Consider the following 18,714-nt stretch of genomic DNA (forward strand, 5'->3'; position numbering starts at 1 on the left):
AGCTGTGAGATTAATACTTAAAAGGGAACTAGAGAGAGAGTTGGATTTGATAAATGAAAGAAGTTTTTTTGCAGAAGCAGATGGTACTAATGATAAAAAAGTTTAAAAGAGCTGCATGGTAGTTCTAAAAATAAAAGAATAAGGAGATAAGAAAATGGAAGCGAATACATCGAATGTGAATGAAGTAGTTGAAACAAACAAAAAGACACCAAAGTGGTATGCTTTGGCCTGGTCATCCCGTTCAATTTCTTTAGCTGCAACAGTTATTATTTTAAATCAAATCACTTTTTATTCAACAGAGGTTCTCGGCTTAAATGTTGGTGTTGTCGGAACATTGTTTCTGGTTGCCAAAATTTTTGATGCGATTGCCGATTTTTTCATTGGTAATTTTATCGACAAACATAATTTTAAAAAAGGCAAGGCAAGACCCTACGAGGTGTTAATTATTCCTTTATGGATCATGATTGTTCTACTATTTAGCGCGCCGGATTTTGGCAATGTTGGTAAATTGATTTATATTTTAATTATTTTTGTATTAATTTCTTCGATTGGTCAAAGTATGTTACAGGCAACTGACACAATCTATTTGGGTAGAGCCGTAGCAAGTGAGACAGAACGTGGCAAAATCCTTTCGATATCAGGTGTGTTTGTCATGTTTGTTTCAGCAATGGTCAGTATGTCGTTGCCAAATCTTATGGTTAAATTTGGTAGTCAAGCGCATGGATGGACTAAAATTTCTCTGATCTATGCGATTCCGATGATTATTTTAGGGATGGTTCGATACTTTACCATCAAAGAACGTAAGGTGGTTCAGAAAGACCATGTCGAAGACCATAATTTTAAAGATAACTTGAAAATTATGTTCCAAAATAAATACATTTTTATTCTTTGTGGAATTATTCTATTGGCAAATGCCGTCCAAAATACTATGTCTATGGTAGGAACCTATTACTTTACCTACATCATGGGGAATTTAGGTTTATTCGGAATGGTAGGATTGTTAGGATTAGTTTCGCCACTTATTTTGTTACTATTTCCAGTTGCGATTAGAAAAATTGGTTCACTTGGATTTTTGAAAATTGGTTTAAGTGTTTCTATTTTGGCAAGTGTCATTCGTTTCATTTTTCCAACCAGTTTCCCGGTTGTCTTAGTGACAGTGATGCTAACAGGGATAGGTGCCTCATTTGTAACGATGCTTAATAGTTATTTTATTTTGCAATGTATTGAGTACGGAGAAGTGAAGCATGGTCGTAGAATCGAAGGATTGCCAACAGCTTTAGCAAGTTTTATGACGAATTTAGGTCAAGGTGTATCAGGTGCGGTGGTCGGACTTGTCATGTCACTTGCAGGGTATGCGGCAGCGAATGCGCAACAAACGGAGGCTGCTCTATTCTCAATCCGAAGTTTATATTCATTCATCCCAGCAATCATGGGGATTGTTATGATCATCTTGTTACAATTCTTTGATGTAGAAAAACAATTACACCAACTTAAAGCAAATAAACAATAAAAATAAGCCGGTAAAGAGGTAGATGAGAATGAGGTTTATGATGGGTGCGGCTACGGCTGCTCATCAAGTGGAAGGAAATAATCGACAATCTGATGCTTGGGTGATGGAAAATGTATCTCATACGACGCACAGTGAGCCATCGGGTATGGCGACCGATCATTACAATCGGTTTAAAGAAGATATTGATTATTTAAAGAAGGCTGGTCTTAATACGTATCGTTTTTCAATTGAGTGGGCACGCGTAGAACCAGTTGAAGGTCAATTTGACCGGAAAGAAATTGAGCATTATCGGAGTGTTTTAGCGTATTGTCATGCGCAAGAGATTATTCCCGTTGTGACACTGCACCATTTTACATCACCTGTTTGGGTAATCCAAAAAGGTGGTTGGGAAAGTCCTGAAATAGTGACTTACTTTGCTAATTATGCACAGAAAATAACCGAAGAATTAGGCGACCTTTTAACCTATATTTGTACGATTAATGAGGCCAATATGGGAAGCCAGATTCGTAAAGTGATGCTGTCGATGGCACAAAATAAGAGTAATGAAGTGCAGGTTGGTATGAATTTAGAAAAAATAAAAGAGAGTCAGCAAAAATATTATATGGAACTTTCTGAAGCTTTCAATATGCCACCTGATCAAATATTCCCCTTCTTGTCACCGAGAAGTGAAGCAGGAGAGAAGATCACTTTTGATTGTCATCAACGAGCACGAGAAGTTATCAAACAGGTGAATCCTAAACTGAAGGTGGGTCTGACCTTGTCTATTTTTGATAATCAAAGTGAAATAGGTGGGGAAGAGTTGAAGGCTGAAGCTGATAAAGAAGAATTTATTGATTTCCTTCCTTATATTGAAGCAGATGATTTTTTAGGCGTACAAAATTATACGCGAAAGATTTTTAATGCGAATGGTGAAAAGAAGGATGACCATATACGAGTGACAAAAATGGGCTATGAATTTTACCCACAAGGGATTGAGCATGTGATTCGGTTTGTCAATGAACACTGGAAAAAAGAAATATTTGTTACAGAAAATGGCCTCTCGACAGATGATGATAAGGAACGCATCGAATACATTGATGTTGCCCTACAAGGCATTAAGGCATGTGTAGATGATGGCTTGCCAGTAGTTGGGTATACTTATTGGTCACTCCTCGATAATTTCGAATGGCAGTTAGGCTACAAGCAGACTTTCGGGTTGATTGCAGTCAACCGAGTAACGATGGCGCGTGAACCTAAGCAGAGTTTAACTTTTTTAGGAACAAAAGCGGATGAACTATTTAATTAATTTTTTTGTTAGGAAGGGATGCACATGAATAAAAAGATAGAAAAGCTATTAAATAATCAGGGAGATAATTATATTTTTCCTTTTTTCTGGCAACATGGGGAAGATGAAGAGACACTTCGCAAGTACATGGATGTTATCGAAAAGAGTAATATTAAAGCAGTCTGTGTTGAAAGTCGCCCTCACCCAGATTTTGTGGGTGAAAGGTGGTGGCGTGACTTAGATATTATTTTAGATGAGGCGCGCAGAAGAAAGATGAAAGTCTGGATACTAGATGATAGTCATTTTCCAACTGGATTCGCTAATGGTGCTATGAAAGAACAACCGCAAGAGTTATGCCGGCAAAGTATTGCTTGTCAAAAAATAGATGTCCATGCGGGCGATATTTATACGCGTACAAAAGAAGAATTGCAACATCCAAGAGAATTTGAACCAAATATGATTGAACAGCATGTGCTGCCTAAAGAGCAACGGCAGTTTGACGATGATCGCTTGTTGGGAATAATCGCACGGAAAAAAGATAGCAATGGATTATATAGTCGCGAAAATCAGCTAGATTTGTCTTCTTTGATGAAAGAAGACAAAATAGAATGGGCTGTTCCAGAAGGTGAATGGCGTATTTATTTAATACATCTTTCGCGAAATCTAGGCTATCATCGTGAGTATATTAATATGATGGATCAGGCGTCATGCAAGGTTCTACTTGATACTGTTTATGAGCCTCATTATGAACGGTATCAAGAAGATTTTGGGACAACTATCGCTGGCTTCTTTTCAGATGAACCGGAATTAGGCAATGATCATCTTTATAATTGGGATATGTTGTTGGGAAATGATATCGATTTGCCATGGAGTGCTGAGCTTGAACACGATTTGCAAAAAAATAGATCAGGTAGTTTAGCTGAAAATTTAATTCTATTGTGGGAAAATGATTTTTCAAGTCAAGAAAAAGCAAAAATCAGGTACGAATATATGGACAGTGTGACCAATTTAGTCAAAAAGAACTTCTCTATGCAAATAGGTGATTGGTGTCGCGAGCGTAACGTTCAATACATCGGCCATTTAATTGAAGACAATAATTTACATGCCAGAACAGGGTCTTCATTAGGGCATTACTTTAGAGGATTAGCTGGTCAAGACATGGCAGGCATTGATGATATTGGTGGACAAGTGATGCCACAACAAGAAGATGTTAATGTGACGACTGGTATTTTAGGGAGGCGCGATGGTGAATTTTTCCATTATATGTTAGGAAAATTAGGCAGTTCTTTAGCAGCCATTGATCCATTAAAAAAAGGCAGAGCCATGTGTGAAATATTTGGTAACTATGGCTGGTCAGAGGGTGTGAGATTAGAAAAATATTTAGTTGATCATTTTCTAGTGAGAGGAATTAACCATTTTGTTCCTCATGCGTTTAGTCCTAAAGCCTTTCCAGATCCAGATTGCCCCCCACATTTTTATGCCCATGGGCACAATCCACAATATCGTCATTTTGGCGCTCTTATGGCTTATACAAATCGGGTCTGTGAGTTATTAAATGATGGGACGCATGAAGCTCCTATAGCGATTATTTATCATGGGGAATCTGAGTGGACTGGCGAAACCATGTTCTCGCATAAAGTCGGTCGGATTTTAGCTGACAATCAAATGGAATATGATATTTTACCTCAAGATGTCTTTAGTGACCAAGCGTTTTATGGGACTACTTTTAATTCTCAAAACTTGACAGTGAATCAACAAAACTATCGAGTCGTGGTGGTTCCGTATTCTCAATATGTGACAGCAGAATTTGCAACTGCGATTCCAGAAATGATTCGTCAGAGGATTGAAGTATTATTCATCGATGATTATCCTGAAGGAGTAACTAATGAAGAGACGACGCCAGAAATTCTTGATAACATCAAGCAAGCGAAGGTAGTCACACTTAATAAGTTGCTCGATTACTTACAAGAAATAGATATTGCTACAGTGAAAATTACGCCTAGCGGCGATCGCATCCGTTATCACCATTACACGCATGAAGATGGAACAAGTATCTATATGTTTGTTAATGAAGGAGAAAAAATCTATCACGGGGAAATAACGACCCAGGAAACGATAAGCGGATATCTCTATGATGCTTGGGAAAATGAGTGTCAAAAACTTGAACAAACTGAAAATGGATTTAGGTTAGTGATAGAACCTTTGAAAAGTAAGCTAGTTGTTTTTGAGACAAACGGACAGATAGAAGAGACTCAATTAAGTGAGCCGCTGAAATCAATCGAACCAAATCTTACTTTTGTTCAACCGTGGAAACGTAGCCTAGCAAAAGGTATCGACTATCCTGCTTTTCAAAAAGCAGAATCCATCAAGTTACCAGATACTCTGAGTCAGAGTCAGCCCTATTTTTCTGGGATTGTGAGATATTCAAATACATTGCTAGTAAAAGAACAGCCAACAAGTGTGATTTTGGAAGTAACCGAAGCACACGAAGGGGTGGAAGTATTCGTTAATAAACAATCAATGGGCATTCAAATAGTACCACCTTTCAGGTATGATGTTACGTCAGCGATAATCACTGGTGAAAATGAGATAGCAATTGAGGTTGCTACAACATTAGAAAGAGAGATGTCACAATATCCAGATAGAAGAGGACAAAAAATAGTAGCCAAGTCAGAGTCTGGTATAACTGGACAGGTGAATGTTTATATGGAATAGTGTGAATGTGTTAAGAGAAAATATCATTAGCAGGAAATATCTTTGTTAGAGATGAATACCATAAATAGCCTGATTTCTTCAGTGAATCAGGCTATTTACTGTTTGGCCAGTTTTTAAAAATTAGACAAGTATAGAGCAAATTCGCCACTCAATACATAGTACTGAAAACAAAAAGTCTGCCAAAAGTGACAGACAATCGTTAAAATTTTCCAATATTGTTGGTGATTTCCTACGTCAGCGTAATTGATTCATTGTAAGCAAGAACATCCGTTTTAAAGCCCGCTTCAGCAACTTTTTCGGTCCATGCCTTCAGATCAATTTGAATCGCTGGGAATGTATTGTAATGAATAGGAAGAATGGTTTTGGCGTTCAAATATTTTTCTGCGCGAATCGCATCGTCCATGCCCATGGTAAAATGATCGCCGATGGGTAAGATGGCGACGTCTAGTGGAAATTCCGCGCCGATTAACTGCATATCACTAAATAGCGCAGTGTCGCCTGCGTGATACACATGATGTTCTTGGTCGTAAATAACGTAGCCTACAGGGAAACCGCTGTATACCTCCACACCATTTTTATTAATAAAACCTGAACCATGGAAGGCAATAGTCGCTCTCATGGATAGATTCTTTAGCTGAACAGTGCCGCCAACACCCATCGGAATAAATTGATCATATTCCTCGCCAAGTGCCCGACTCAATTCTGGACTCGCAACGATTGGACACTGATTATGCTTAGCAATGGCAACTGCGTCACCCACATGATCATGATGGCCATGAGTTAGAGCAACAAAATCAACGGACAACTCACTATAATTCGTTGTCTGCAATGGATTTTGTGATAAAAAAGGATCAATTAAAATTTTTGTATCCTGGCTTTCAATTAACACACAAGAATGACCTAAATAATGGATTTTCAAGCTGTTTCCTTCTTTCTTAATTCAACTAAATCTTCTAGTATTATAGCACTTTCAATCGTCAGTTACAGTGAAATGCTCGTACGCTTTGCATAGAGCTACCTTGATTTCCTTCGTTATTCTCTCATAAAATCAATCTATACATAGATTAGTCGCAGAAAGTCACAAATTCGTTGTCACTTGTGATTAATTCTCAAGCAAAATTAAATTGATTTTGTTATTAAAAAAATACAATTGAGCTGGCTATTGAAGTGTAGTAAACTAGCAAGGTGAGTGAAATTCTAGAGACTTTTGTGATGAATGTAACGAGTTATTTTTAGCAATATTTTAAAGGATATTTTTATTATAATAAGCAGTAAATGGCTGAGACTTGTTGCAAAAATCACAGTAGGATATGGAAGAATTTATTGACTAATAAGTGTTCACAAAAACTGAGGAGATGTCGAAATGTTAAATCCAAGCGAAATTTTAGAACAGAGCATTACTATGGGGAGAAAGAAAATTGAGAAGCCTTTATTGGCAAAATTGATTTTAGGATTTATTGGTGGGGCCATGATTTCATTGGGCTATCTTGCTTATATTCGCGTATCTGCTTCCATTTCAGTCGAGCTGCCGAGTATAGCTAGCCTGGTTGGTGCAAGTGTTTTTCCGATTGGCTTGATTGTTATTTTATTAGCTGGCGGAGAATTGATTACAGGAAATATGATGGCTGTCAGCAGTGCTTTTTTCGCTAAAAAAGTTTCTTTTATGGAATTGGTAAGTAACTGGTTGGTGATTACACTAGCTAATGTGGTTGGAGCAATTTTTGTGGCGTTCTTCTTTGGTCATTTTGTGGGCTTAACCCATTCAGGTGCTTTTCAAGCGCAGGTTATTAGTCTAGCAGAGCATAAAGTTGAAAGTTCATTTCTTCAAGCATTTGTTTCTGGGATTGGCTGTAACTGGTTCGTTGGTCTAGCTTTGTGGCTGTGTTATGGGGCGAAAGATAGTGCTGGTAAAATATTAGGCATCTGGTTCCCAGTCATGGTTTTTGTAGCCATTGGTTTTCAGCATAGCGTGGCCAACGCCTTCGTGATCCCTGCCTCAATTTTTGAGGGTGGCAGTACATGGATGGACTTCCTTCAAAATTTTGTACCCGTCTATTTAGGTAACATCGTCGGTGGCGGCATCTTTGTTTCAGGCTTTTATTATTTAAGTTATAACCATCATTAATCGATTGCAAATAAATCAGATAAATGAGCTAGCTTAGGAAATTAAAGTAAGCAGTCGTAGCTCTTTATCTAAATTTTTAAAGTGTGCCACGAAACTATGTGTTAGTTTCGGGTGCACTTTTTGTTTACTCGCTATTAATATTCCGCTACACTAAAGATGAGCGGTAGCAAGCATTCTGTTTGTTGCCAATAGCAGAAAAAGGAGTTCGTAAATCATGTATACTGTCCGAGATAACTCCTCGATATAGCTGATTTTGATAGGCACTGTATCGAGGTACGAAAAATCATTTCCTATCAATCGGTTATATCGCCTTTATTTTAAATTATAAATGAGGAGAGATATAATGGACACAAATGAAAAATTAAACAGTTGGAAACAGAGTGAAGAAAATCAAAAAAACTTTCAAGGGTGGGATTTTTCCTATCTTGAAGGGAAATATGAGATGGCAGAAACACCTTGGGATTATCGGTCGTTTGTCTTACAATATTTGACTGACGAATATCAGTTATTGGATATGGGAACTGGTGGCGGCGAGCTGCTTCAGTCGTTTGCCCATCCTAAGAATCTAACGGCAGTCACTGAAGGGTGGGTACCGAATTACGAATTATTGCGTAAGGAGCTAGCGCCTCAAGGAGTGAACGTCCAATTTGTTGAAGAAGATGACCGCTTAAATTTTCCGGATCAGTCGTTTGATCTAGTCACCAATTCTCATGAGTCGTTTTCGATTGAGGAAGTAGCTCGAGTCTTGAAGCCTGGCGGATTTTTTATCACCCAACAAGTCGGTGATTTGAATGGGATACAGCTATCTTCCAAACTCATTCCTGGCTTTCAAAAGCTATCGTTCCCGTTGCATTTATCCACTGTTGTAAATGAGTTGAAACAACAGGGATTTCGAATTCTATATGCCAATGAAAGCTATCCAACACAGCGCTTTTTTGATATGGACGGTTTGATCTATTATGCGAAAACCATTCCGTGGGAGTTTCCTGATTTTTCTGTCGAAACTAACTTTCCAGAACTATTGGCTCTTGAAGAAGAGTTGGAACGACAAGGCTATATTGAAAATCGCGAACATCGGTTTATCGTTGTGGCGCAAAAATAAGAAATCTAGTAGCTAGATCCATATTGAAGTAAATAAATCTATCGAAGGAAGTCTCTCTTTACGAAGTCAAATTCGGAAAGGGAGATTTTCTCTTTTAGATAGAAGAAATGAGTTTCTTTTCTGCTCCTTTCATTACAAGGAAAGAAGCAGAGTTCGCTACCACAAAAAGCCGCGCTAATTCGTGCGAAAAAAATAGTGGAAAAGTAAGCACTAAGAGGTGCGTAATTATAATAAATACTATAGAATGAGCGATAGAGATTCTTAGCGATTGAATTTATATAATAACAAATTGATTTTACAGCAGCCGATGCTTGAAGGCTGTTTTTTTACTGGAGGTAAAAATATATGGGAAATGTGAACAATAAAAATAACAAAAATACGATGATGTACCTGGCAATTTCCAATTTGTTCTTGGTCTTTTTAGGAGTCGGCTTGGTAATTCCGGTGATTCCTCAGCTGAAAGAGCAGATGCACTTTTCTGGCGCGACGATGGGCATGATGATTTCTATCTTTGCGATTGCCCAACTGATTACCTCACCAATTGCGGGTATTTTGTCAGATAAAATAGGACGAAAAAAGATGATTGCAACTGGTATGTTAATCTTCTCGCTATCAGAGGTCTTATTTGGCTTAGCACAAACGAAAAATGGTTTCTATGTCTCTCGAGGCCTGGGTGGGATTGCGGCAGCCCTTATTATGCCTTCGGTTACAGCGTTTGTCGCAGATATGACAACTATTGCGGAGCGACCAAAGGCGATGGGGATGGTTTCCGCTGCCATCAGTGGTGGCTTTATTATTGGGCCTGGTGTTGGCGGATTTATTGCCTATATGGGTATCCGTGTGCCATTTTATGTAGCTGCCGTCTTAGCGTTCATTGGCTTTGTCCTCACGCTGACGGTATTGAAAGAACCTGAGAAACGGATTCAAGCAGCAGTTGAAGCGTCTCATAACAAAGGCTCATTTATGGATATTTTGAAGAATCCATTGTTTACTTCGCTGTTTGTGATTATCCTGATTTCTTCTTTTGGCTTGCAGTCATTTGAATCAATTTATAGTATTATGGCGACGATTAATTTTTCATTTACAACGGGTGAAATTGCCATGGTGATTACGATCAGTGGAGTGCTAGCACTGATTTGCCAGCTGTTTTTCTTCGATGCGATTGTCCAAAAAATTGGTGAAATGGGCTTAATTCAACTAAGCTTCTTCGCCAGTGCTCTATTTATCGCCATCATCGCATTTACCAAGAGCCATCTAGTAGTCATCCTTTCAACATTTATTGTATTTCTAGCTTTCGATTTATTTAGGCCTGCCGTAACAACTTATTTATCTAAGAATGCTGGGGAACAGCAAGGTACGATCAATGGCTTGAATTCGACCTTTACCAGCTTTGGTAACATCTTAGGCCCAATGGCAGCAGGCTATTTATTCGATATTAATCATTTCTATCCTTATTACATCTCAGCCGTGATTTTGTTAGGAACTGGATTTTTATCTCTATTTTTGAATCGACGAGGGAAACAACTGATTGGAAAATGAAAATGATATTCTCTAGAAGAATCGAGTTTTTTCTTCTAGAGCTTTTCTTTTATAAGCCAAGAAATCTGCATAAATAAGCAGAAAAAATCGGAAATTTCAGTATTGATTGGGTTTTTTTGAATAATAAGTAAATAGTAAGGTAAATATTATTCATAAAATCCCGATTGTTATTTGTAAAACTTTCAGAAATTTGTTATAATTTTCAGAAAATTAGAAACAAGAAAATGGTGGGCGTAAATATGAAAGTTGTGAAGGGTTGGAATCGGTTTTCACTGATTCAGCAAATTATTGTTGGCATTATTATTGGAGCTATTTTAGGAATGGTCGTACCTAGTTGGAGCGCTATCGGGGTTTTAGGGGAACTATTTATTGGGGCGTTGAAGGCAATTGCTCCGTTGTTAGTTTTCTTCTTAATTATTGAATCCTTATCGAAGCATAAAAAAGGTACGAAGACCCACATGAAGACGGTCTTTGTCTTATATATTTTGGCTACGCTAGTCGCAGCCTTTACGGCAGTGCTGGCTTGCTATTTATTTCCTGTGAATTTGGTCTTGCCTGATGCCTTTACTGGTCAAGAAGCACCTGATGATTTAGCTGGAATCTTGACTGGAATTCTGACAAATGCCGTTTCAAATCCGGTGCGTGCGTTGATGGAGGGAGAATATTTAGCCATCCTCTTCTGGGCTAGTCTGATCGGGTTCAGTTTACGCACAGTTGGTGAGAGCACGAAAAAGATGGTCAGCGATTTGTCCGCCGCCATTTCTCGAGTCGTTCAGATTATCATCCGATTTGCCCCATTCGGGATTATCGGTTTGGTCTATAATTCGGTCGCAGAAGTCGGTGTCAGCGGTTTGGCCGAGTACAGCAAGATTATTTTGCTCGTCGTCGGCACGATGTTAGTGGTCTCATTTATCGTCTACCCTCTGATGGTTTTTGTTATGTTACGTCAGAATCCTTTTCCCTTGACGATTTATACTATGAAGGAAAGTGGCATTCCGGCCTTCTTTACCCGTAGCTCGGCAGTCAACATTCCCATCAATATGAAGCTCTCTGAGAAGCTAGGTTTGAATAAAGAATCCTATGCCATTTCGATTCCGTTAGGAGCAACCGCCAATAGCGGGGGCGCGGCAATCACTATTTCTATTATGACTCTTTCGGCAGCCCATACATTAGGTATGGAAATTCCGTTTACTCTGGCATTTTTACTTTGCTTATTATCAGCTATTTCAGCAACTGGGGTCTCTGGGATTGCTGGAGGAAGCCTGTTATTAATTCCATTAGCTTGTAGTTTATTCAACATTTCCAATGATATCGCGATGCAAGTGGTGGGTATCGGTTTTGTGATTGGTGTTATCCAAGACTCAGTTGAGACAGCCGTCAATTCAGCCAGTGACTTACTCTTCACCGCAGTCGCAGAATTTTACGACCTAAAAAAAGCTGGCAAACCCGTCGACGTCAACCAACGAGTAAAAGAAGCAATTGCTAGTAAGGATGCATAAAGTTAGTCTCGTATTTACCATAGTAAACAATAAATAGAGCTAAGGACCGTTGCTTGTAAATGATACGAGGATCCAGTCCTTAGATTCTTAGCGGACATCCAATAAAAAAAACAACGCCCTAATTCTTGTCGGTAAAGAATTAGGGCGTTGTTCTTTGGCGTACAATAAAATAACTAGTAGATGGGCCTGGGGAAATTTTTGCAGCTGTTTTTTAAGTCTTCTTATTTGTCTGAGAAGCCAGAATGAGTACTTTTCCCACTTGTGGCTAGTTGCGGTGTTTTTGAACAGTTCGACTGAGTGTCAAAAAACAAGAACCCCTAAGTTAGTGCGTTTTGCTCTTAAAACCATCTTTTTCAGCCTATTTTTCCTTTGAAAGATGCGCAACTAGCCACAAGTGGCCAAAAAACAGACATTTTCCATCCATTAAATAGATGGGCTGAAATTTATAAAAGTTTAGAAGTCCTATAAGAATAGGATTCTATTGATGACTTTTATGGAAACTATCTGAAATTAAGCTACTATTCACCTTTGTCCCCTCATTTTTCATCTGGAAAATAGAAATTTGAGCATTTTTTTCATTGATAGCAATTAATGATAGTTTGAGTATTTTACTGCATTAACTAGCGGTTTTCGTTAACAAGTGAAGATTTTACTCGACTTTCTCTTAAATAGAATCACAACTAGCCACAAGTGAGTCAAGAAAACGATAATTTCTTCCATTTATTCTTTTTAAAAGGCCAGAGTGGAAATCATAGAATAACATGAATATGCGATTTGGCTTGCGAATGTATCTAGTCTATCTGAGGATTTGCTCTTTTTTTGAGTAAGTTTTTTAGAAAGCTGATTTTGATTTTGCTAAAATCATGAATCTATTAGCTATGCTTCCAAGGCATACATGCCCAGTGCAATGAGTATTGGACGGAGATAATGGGAGACGATAGCATAGAAACTAACAAATTGCGTGTTCTTTTTGTAGGTGGCTTATTTAATAGAGGAAAGAACAGACAGAATAAAATGAAAGAGTTCTCTAGTTAGCAACCACTGGTAACTAAAGAACAGGTAGGAGTCTGATATGAAGTTTTTTTCGACAAAATTAATTGCGCTATTATCCGTTGCCTTGATTGTTAATTCTGCACCCGCTGTTTCTGCGAATATTCCAGCGATTGCCGCTGATTTTCCGGGGATATCGCCAGTATATGTCAATCTATTAACGACAATTCCGTCCTTGTTCCTAGTCGTAGGCGTATTTGTGACGACGATTGTCGAACGCAAATTAGGTCAAAGAGGGACGATTCTATTTGGATTACTGATTGTGTCAGTATTCGGTACGTTGCCAGCTTGGCAGCATCAAAATTTTTGGCTGATTGTTGCTTCGCGTTGTCTTCTGGGTTTTGGCATTGGTTTATTTAATCGTCTATTGATTCAAATGATTAGTCAGCTATTTCAAAGTGATCAAACGAAAAAGGCCAAAGCTTTGGGCTTAGAAAGTGCTTGTGAGGGATTAGGCGGTATTTTTATGACGCTTGCGGTTGGGCAATTGCTAAAAATAAATTGGACTTATTCATTCTGGGTCTATGGTGCAGCCTTATTTAGCTTATTTTGTGTCTTGCTATTTATTCCGAAGCAGCAGAATCAAGCGGATAAGAATAGTGCATCTGTGCAAGTAACTCCAATCTCCTTTACTCGGAAAAGAAAAACGCTTCTCTTGGGATTTATTTTGTTTTGGATTGTCCTTTTATTTATTAATTACAACCTGCAGATTACTCCTTTATTAATTGAACAGGGAATTGGCGATGCGACCGCTGGAAGCTACATGATCGCTGCGATTGCCACTGGTGCTTTTATTGCTGGAAATTTATTTGGGTTTACCTTTGGTCGATTGAATCGTTGGCTTTTGCCATTGGCCGCAGCTTTGGCTGGATTAAGTATTTTGGGTAGTTGTTTTTCAACGTCGCTGCCGACTAGTCTGGCTTGTTCATTTATTCTTGGCTTTGCTTTTCGTAATATTATGCCGTATTTCATGCATATCTTTACGAGTGGTGGGGAAGCGGTGGCTAAATTTGGAGCGACTGTCGTGCTGTTGGCGTATAACTTAGGTGCGACTGCTGCGCCGTATGCTTCTCGGATGATTTCTTCAATCAGTGGCAGCTTGGCAGCGGAAACTCAATTACTGATTACCGGCAGTCTACTCTGTAGTTTGGCGTTACTAACGTTAGTGTTAAGTTATTTTATGAAGCCGATAGAGTGAAGTGAACGATTTAATTTTGACTGTTTGATTGTCGAGTACTAAGTAACGAATGATTTTATTGAAGAACAGAACTTACTATGAGTAGGATATAGGAATGAGTAATTTTTATAAATCATAACTAATCAGAACTGAGTGAGGATGCTCAATAATCAGTCGCGATAGGTAAATAGGAGGGAAAACGATGTATCTTTTTCAGAGAATTGAAGAGGCTGTGTTTAAACAGTATGATGCGAGGCGTACGATTGGGGAATTTATTTTGGCTAATCGAGAGAAGCTTTCTGAGTATAGTATGGAAGAGGTGGCTAAGCTGACCCATACGTCTAAGCCGACACTGGTTCGTTTTGCGCAATATTTTGAGTATTCTGGCTGGAAGGAATTTATCTATGCGTTTACCCACGAGGTGGCGCAATTTGATGCGAATCACTTTGATATAGATAGTAATATTCCTTTTGCCAGTCAATCGGATACGTTGGAGATTATCGAAAATATTGCCAATTTGCGCATGCAAACAATTAAAGAAACAGCTAGTTTGATGTCGGTGTCAGATATTAATCGCGCGGCTACCCTGATTAACGAAGCGGAGTCTGTCATTATTTATGGCAGAAGTCCCAATTCTTATTTCGGTGAAGCGTTTAAACGAAATCTTAATACCCTTCATAAAAAAGCCTTTGTGGCAGATAGTAATGAATCAGGGCTAATATCTAATACGCTAACCTCTAAGGATTGTGCGATTATTATTTCTTATTCAGGCAATAATTCAGATACCTATCCGATGAAAAATGTGAAGTTTTTATTGAATCGTAAGGTGCCGATTATTAGTATTACCAGTGGTGGCGAGAATTATCTACGCGATTATTCGACGTTGGTTTTGAATATTTCTAGTCGGGAGAAGCTGTATTCAAAAATCGCTAATTTTTCGACTGAGGAGTCCATTCAGTTCATTCTAAACGTGCTCTATTCGAAAATATTCTCGTTGAATTATGAAGAAAACATGCGAATAAAAATTGAAGGGTCTCGTCGTTTGGAAAGTCAAAGAAAAACAACTTTTAAAGATATATCGGAAGATTTATAAAAAATGTGAAATACATTTCATGAAAAATAGTCACTAAAAAATTAATCTGGAATCTGTTTCACCTTTGCTTAGAAGTATTGGAAACGCTATCTGTTCATGATAAGTTACAGACAGGCGAGGTTGAAAGAAGCGGACAGCCTTTCTAACAGCCGCAAATTTCGTATGAAAAGTAGACAGATAGGAGTGGAAAATATGAGTAAGAAGTATCAACAGTTAGCGCAAGAGATTGTTGCCCAGCTTGGTGGGAAGGAAAATATCACCGAGGCGTATCATTGTCAAACGCGTTTACGGTTTAAATTGGCGGATGGTTCAAAACTGAATCAAGAAAAATTAGAAGCGTTAGATGGTGTGGCTAAATACATAGATAACGCTGGCGTACATCAAGTGGTGATTGGCACGCATGTGAAAGAGGTTTTTGAAGAGGTAGAGCCGCTTGTCGACGTCAACAAAGCTAGCAAGGATGGAAATAATAATCAAGGGGACCAAGAAAAGAAAAGTCCTGTGACAGCGGTGATTGATTTTGTTTCTGGCGTCTTTCAGCCAGTGATTCCAGCCTTATCTGGTGCTGGAATGGTCAAGGCTGTCTTGGCCTTGTTGGTTGTTTTTAAAGTAGTAACGACAGATTCACAAACGTATTATATGTTGAACTTATTTGCCGATGGCGTCTTCTTTTTCTTACCTATGATTTTGGCGTTTACCGTCGCTCAAAAATTGAAAAGCAATCCGATTTTAGCAGTATCAGTTGCTGCGATGATGATGCATCCCAACTGGGGCGCTTTGGTAACAGCCGGCGAGCCAGTGCAATTCTTTGGTGTGCTGCCATTCACTTTAGCGACCTACACAGGCTCAGTGATTCCGATTTTATTGATTGTTTTTTGCCAATCTTACATTGAAAAGTTTTTAGGCAAAGTGATTCCTAAATCGGTGGAATTAGTTTTTGTACCGATGCTGACTTTCCTGATTATGGGTACACTGGCCTTTTCAATCTTAGGGCCGATTGGTTCGATTTTAGGCGGCTATCTAGCAACCTTCTTCACCTTCTTAAGTGTCAATGCTAGCTGGGTTCCGGCTGTTCTGATTGGTGGATTGTTACCAGTCATGGTGATGTTCGGCTTGCACAATGGCGTGGCGCCACTGGGTGTGATGCAAATGGCCGAGTTGGGTTATGATAGTATCTTCGGTCCAGGCGCGTTGGTTTCAAATATTGCACAAGCAACGGCTTCAGCTGTGGTCGCTTTACGGACGAAGGATAAAAAGTTGAAGCAAGTCGCTATTTCTGGTTCAATCACAGCCTACATGGGGATTACTGAGCCAACCTTATATGGGGTAAATTCACCGAAAAAATATCCTTTAGTTGCGGCGATGATTGGTGGCGCGTCCGGTGGTTTATACGCCGGTCTGACAAATACGCACCGGTTTGCCACAGGATCTTCCGGCTTACCAGCGGTCTTACTTTATATTGGGGACGACACGATGCGCTTTTTCTGGAACATCATTATTGCTCTAATCATTTCAGCAGCCGTGACGGCCGTCTTGACGTATGTATTGAGCTTTAAATTTGAAAAAGAAGCGACTGAGTTAAATGAAGTAGCATCCTTCTCAGGAATTGATGCGGCTCCTACAATTGATTCATCAAACGGTCTCAGCGAATCAGTAGTGTCTGCTGCTGAAATTGGTGAAATTAAAGTCGAAAATAGTCGCATGAGTAGTCCGATTCCTGGCACAGTGATTCCTTTGAGCGAAGTGAAGGATGAAGCATTTGCCTCGGAAGCGTTAGGAAAAGGTTTTGCAATTGAACCGTCTGAAGGAAAAGTATTTGCTCCCTTTGATGGACAAGTGGCGGCGCTTTTCCCAACAAAACACGCGATTGGTTTGGTATCAGAGACTGGCGTAGAATTACTGATTCATGTTGGCTTAAATACAGTTGAATTGAACGGTACCTATTTTGATGCGTTAGTTGAAACAGGCGCACGAGTAACAAAAGGTCAGCTATTACTCACCTTTGATATTGAGAAAATTCAAGCAGCTGGGTATTCGACACAAGTGCCAGTTGTGGTGACCAATACGGCTAATTACCAGACGATTGAAGCCATTGTCCAAGGCCCGATTCAAAATAATCAAGCAGTCTTAGCGATTAACGGATAGGAGCGTGTGAATGATGGCATTAAGCAAAGATTTTTTATGGGGCGGCGCAACAGCTGCCAATCAAGCAGAAGGTGGGGTTCTTGAAGGGGGCAGAGGCTTATCGAATGTCGATCTTCTGCCAACCGGACCTGATAGAAGTAAAATTGCAGCCGGTGAACTGGAAATGTTAGAGTGGCAAGAGGGTTACTATTATCCTGCCAAGGCCGCAATCGATATGTATCATCGTTACATGGAAGATATCGAGCTGTTTGCCGAACTAGGTTTTAAAGTCTATCGGATGTCTCTTTCGTGGTCGCGAATTTTTCCAAATGGCGATGACAACGAGCCAAATGAAGAGGGTTTAGCATTTTACGAAGGAATTTTCAAAAAGTTAAAAGAGCATGGGATTGAACCATTAGTTACGATTGCCCATTTTGATGTGCCAGTCCACTTAATTAAAACTTACGGAGGCTGGAAAAATCGTCAGCTGGTCGATTTTTACACGCAGTATGCAACGACTGTCCTTACGCGTTTTAAGGAGTACGTAACTTACTGGTTAACGATTAATGAGATTAATATTCTGTTGCACCAACCTTTTGTAGGTGGCGGAATTATCTTTAAAGAAGGCGATAATCGCCAAGAAATTAAGTATCAAGCTGCCCATCATCAATTGGTGGCTAGTGCCTTGGTTACAAAAGCAGCGCACGCCATTAATCCTGAGAATAAAGTCGGCTGTATGCTGGCTGGCGGCAGTCACTATCCGTATACTTGTCGTCCAGAAGATTATCAAGAAGCAATTAATCGTGATCGCGAAGGGTATTTCTTTATCGATGTCCAGGCTCGTGGCAAGTATCCTAACTATGCGTTGAAGAAATTTGAGCGTGAAGGCTTAAACATTCAGATGGCAGAGGATGACGCCGAAATCTTAGCAGCCTCTCCGGTGGATTTTGTGACCTTTTCTTATTACTGTTCACGGACGGTGAGTGGGACGCCAGAGGATTATGCCCAGGCAACGGGTAATTTGTTTCCTTCGATAAAAAATGAATATTTACCTTCTACTGAGTGGGGTTGGCAAATTGATCCGCTTGGCCTAAGAAATTCATTGAACCAACTCTATGACCGTTATCAAAAGCCGTTATTTATTGTCGAAAATGGCTTAGGGGCAATCGACGAGCCAGATGAAAATGGCTATGTCGCAGATGATTATCGGATCGATTATCTGCGAAAACATATTCAAGCCTTCAAGGATGCTGTCGAGATTGATGGCGTAGAATTGTTAGGTTATACAACTTGGGGCTGCATTGATTTGGTGGCCGCGAGCACTGGCCAGATGAGTAAACGTTATGGCTTTGTCTACGTTGACCGCGATGACGAAGGAAATGGAACATTGAATCGAACCAAGAAAAAGTCTTTTGATTGGTATAAGAAAGTTATTGCTTCGAATGGGGAACAGTTATAAAGAGATTTGTTTTGGTTGAATTGATTGAAATTAATGATAAACCAAATGCCTAACGAT

Annotated in this window: 12 protein-coding genes; 11 read left to right on the forward strand and 1 reads right to left on the reverse strand. The window is 39.4% G+C overall.

Annotation, left to right across the window (positions count from 1 at the left end; all coding sequences use genetic code 11):
• The first annotated feature begins 154 nt into the window (after positions 1-154).
• The 3 genes from BAU15_RS00950 to BAU15_RS00960 are packed head-to-tail and all read left to right on the forward strand — an operon-like array spanning position 155 to position 5,489.
• A complete protein-coding gene (locus BAU15_RS00950) occupies positions 155-1,510 on the forward strand; it encodes a glycoside-pentoside-hexuronide (GPH):cation symporter (protein WP_161840879.1) in 1,356 nt (451 codons plus the stop codon).
• Between the two features lie 28 nt (positions 1,511-1,538).
• Positions 1,539-2,795, forward strand: coding sequence for a glycoside hydrolase family 1 protein (locus BAU15_RS00955; RefSeq protein WP_202622683.1), 1,257 nt, complete (start codon positions 1,539-1,541; stop codon positions 2,793-2,795).
• Between the two features lie 24 nt (positions 2,796-2,819).
• The gene (locus tag BAU15_RS00960; protein WP_161840881.1) at positions 2,820-5,489 is read left to right on the forward strand and encodes a hypothetical protein; all 2,670 of its coding nucleotides are present in this window, start codon (positions 2,820-2,822) and stop codon (positions 5,487-5,489) included.
• 229 nt (positions 5,490-5,718) lie between these two features.
• On the opposite strand, the gene BAU15_RS00965 is transcribed toward BAU15_RS00960, so the two are convergent.
• A complete protein-coding gene (locus BAU15_RS00965) occupies positions 5,719-6,408 on the reverse strand; it encodes a metal-dependent hydrolase (RefSeq protein WP_161840882.1) in 690 nt (229 codons plus the stop codon).
• A gap of 444 nt (positions 6,409-6,852) precedes the next feature.
• On the opposite strand from BAU15_RS00965, the gene BAU15_RS00970 reads away from it, so the two are divergent.
• The 8 genes from BAU15_RS00970 (at position 6,853) to BAU15_RS01005 (ending at position 18,657) form a co-directional block, all read left to right on the forward strand.
• Positions 6,853-7,614 carry a formate/nitrite transporter family protein gene (locus BAU15_RS00970; RefSeq protein WP_161840883.1) on the forward strand — a complete coding sequence of 254 codons (762 nt, stop codon included), beginning with the start codon at positions 6,853-6,855 and terminating at the stop codon, positions 7,612-7,614.
• A 343-nt stretch (positions 7,615-7,957) separates the two neighbouring features.
• Positions 7,958-8,716 carry a class I SAM-dependent methyltransferase gene (locus BAU15_RS00975; protein WP_161840884.1) on the forward strand — a complete coding sequence of 253 codons (759 nt, stop codon included), beginning with the start codon at positions 7,958-7,960 and terminating at the stop codon, positions 8,714-8,716.
• Positions 8,717-9,061: 345 nt separating this feature from the next.
• Complete coding sequence (locus BAU15_RS00980; RefSeq protein WP_161840885.1) at positions 9,062-10,255, forward strand: MFS transporter; 1,194 nt, start codon at positions 9,062-9,064, stop codon at positions 10,253-10,255.
• 239 nt (positions 10,256-10,494) lie between these two features.
• Positions 10,495-11,754: a serine/threonine transporter SstT gene (sstT, locus tag BAU15_RS00985; RefSeq protein WP_161840886.1), complete on the forward strand. Its 1,260-nt coding sequence runs from the start codon at positions 10,495-10,497 to the stop codon at positions 11,752-11,754.
• Positions 11,755-12,826: 1,072 nt separating this feature from the next.
• Positions 12,827-14,002: an MFS transporter gene (locus BAU15_RS00990; RefSeq protein ID WP_161840887.1), complete on the forward strand. Its 1,176-nt coding sequence runs from the start codon at positions 12,827-12,829 to the stop codon at positions 14,000-14,002.
• 181 nt (positions 14,003-14,183) lie between these two features.
• The gene (locus tag BAU15_RS00995) at positions 14,184-15,074 is read left to right on the forward strand and encodes a MurR/RpiR family transcriptional regulator (RefSeq protein ID WP_161840888.1); all 891 of its coding nucleotides are present in this window, start codon (positions 14,184-14,186) and stop codon (positions 15,072-15,074) included.
• Between the two features lie 192 nt (positions 15,075-15,266).
• Positions 15,267-17,219 carry a beta-glucoside-specific PTS transporter subunit IIABC gene (locus BAU15_RS01000; RefSeq protein ID WP_161840889.1) on the forward strand — a complete coding sequence of 651 codons (1,953 nt, stop codon included), beginning with the start codon at positions 15,267-15,269 and terminating at the stop codon, positions 17,217-17,219.
• A 13-nt stretch (positions 17,220-17,232) separates the two neighbouring features.
• On the forward strand, positions 17,233-18,657 hold the full coding sequence (locus BAU15_RS01005; RefSeq protein ID WP_161841272.1) for a 6-phospho-beta-glucosidase: 1,425 nt from the start codon (positions 17,233-17,235) through the stop codon (positions 18,655-18,657).
• Positions 18,658-18,714 lie beyond the last annotated feature (57 nt).

The sequence above is a fragment of the Candidatus Enterococcus huntleyi genome, assembly GCF_009933175.1.
Lineage (GTDB): Bacteria > Bacillota > Bacilli > Lactobacillales > Enterococcaceae > Enterococcus_K > Enterococcus_K huntleyi.

What these genes read in the sequence shown, in the direction of transcription:
- BAU15_RS00950 (WP_161840879.1), top strand. Translation starts at nt 155, where the DNA reads ATGGAAGCGAATACATCGAATGTGAATGAAGTAGTTGAAACAAACAAA.
- BAU15_RS00955 (WP_202622683.1), top strand. Translation starts at nt 1,539, where the DNA reads ATGAGGTTTATGATGGGTGCGGCTACGGCTGCTCATCAAGTGGAAGGA.
- BAU15_RS00960 (WP_161840881.1), top strand. Translation starts at nt 2,820, where the DNA reads ATGAATAAAAAGATAGAAAAGCTATTAAATAATCAGGGAGATAATTAT.
- BAU15_RS00970 (WP_161840883.1), top strand. Translation starts at nt 6,853, where the DNA reads ATGTTAAATCCAAGCGAAATTTTAGAACAGAGCATTACTATGGGGAGA.
- BAU15_RS00975 (WP_161840884.1), top strand. Translation starts at nt 7,958, where the DNA reads ATGGACACAAATGAAAAATTAAACAGTTGGAAACAGAGTGAAGAAAAT.
- BAU15_RS00980 (WP_161840885.1), top strand. Translation starts at nt 9,062, where the DNA reads ATGGGAAATGTGAACAATAAAAATAACAAAAATACGATGATGTACCTG.
- sstT (WP_161840886.1), top strand. Translation starts at nt 10,495, where the DNA reads ATGAAAGTTGTGAAGGGTTGGAATCGGTTTTCACTGATTCAGCAAATT.
- BAU15_RS00990 (WP_161840887.1), top strand. Translation starts at nt 12,827, where the DNA reads ATGAAGTTTTTTTCGACAAAATTAATTGCGCTATTATCCGTTGCCTTG.
- BAU15_RS00995 (WP_161840888.1), top strand. Translation starts at nt 14,184, where the DNA reads ATGTATCTTTTTCAGAGAATTGAAGAGGCTGTGTTTAAACAGTATGAT.
- BAU15_RS01000 (WP_161840889.1), top strand. Translation starts at nt 15,267, where the DNA reads ATGAGTAAGAAGTATCAACAGTTAGCGCAAGAGATTGTTGCCCAGCTT.
- BAU15_RS01005 (WP_161841272.1), top strand. Translation starts at nt 17,233, where the DNA reads ATGGCATTAAGCAAAGATTTTTTATGGGGCGGCGCAACAGCTGCCAAT.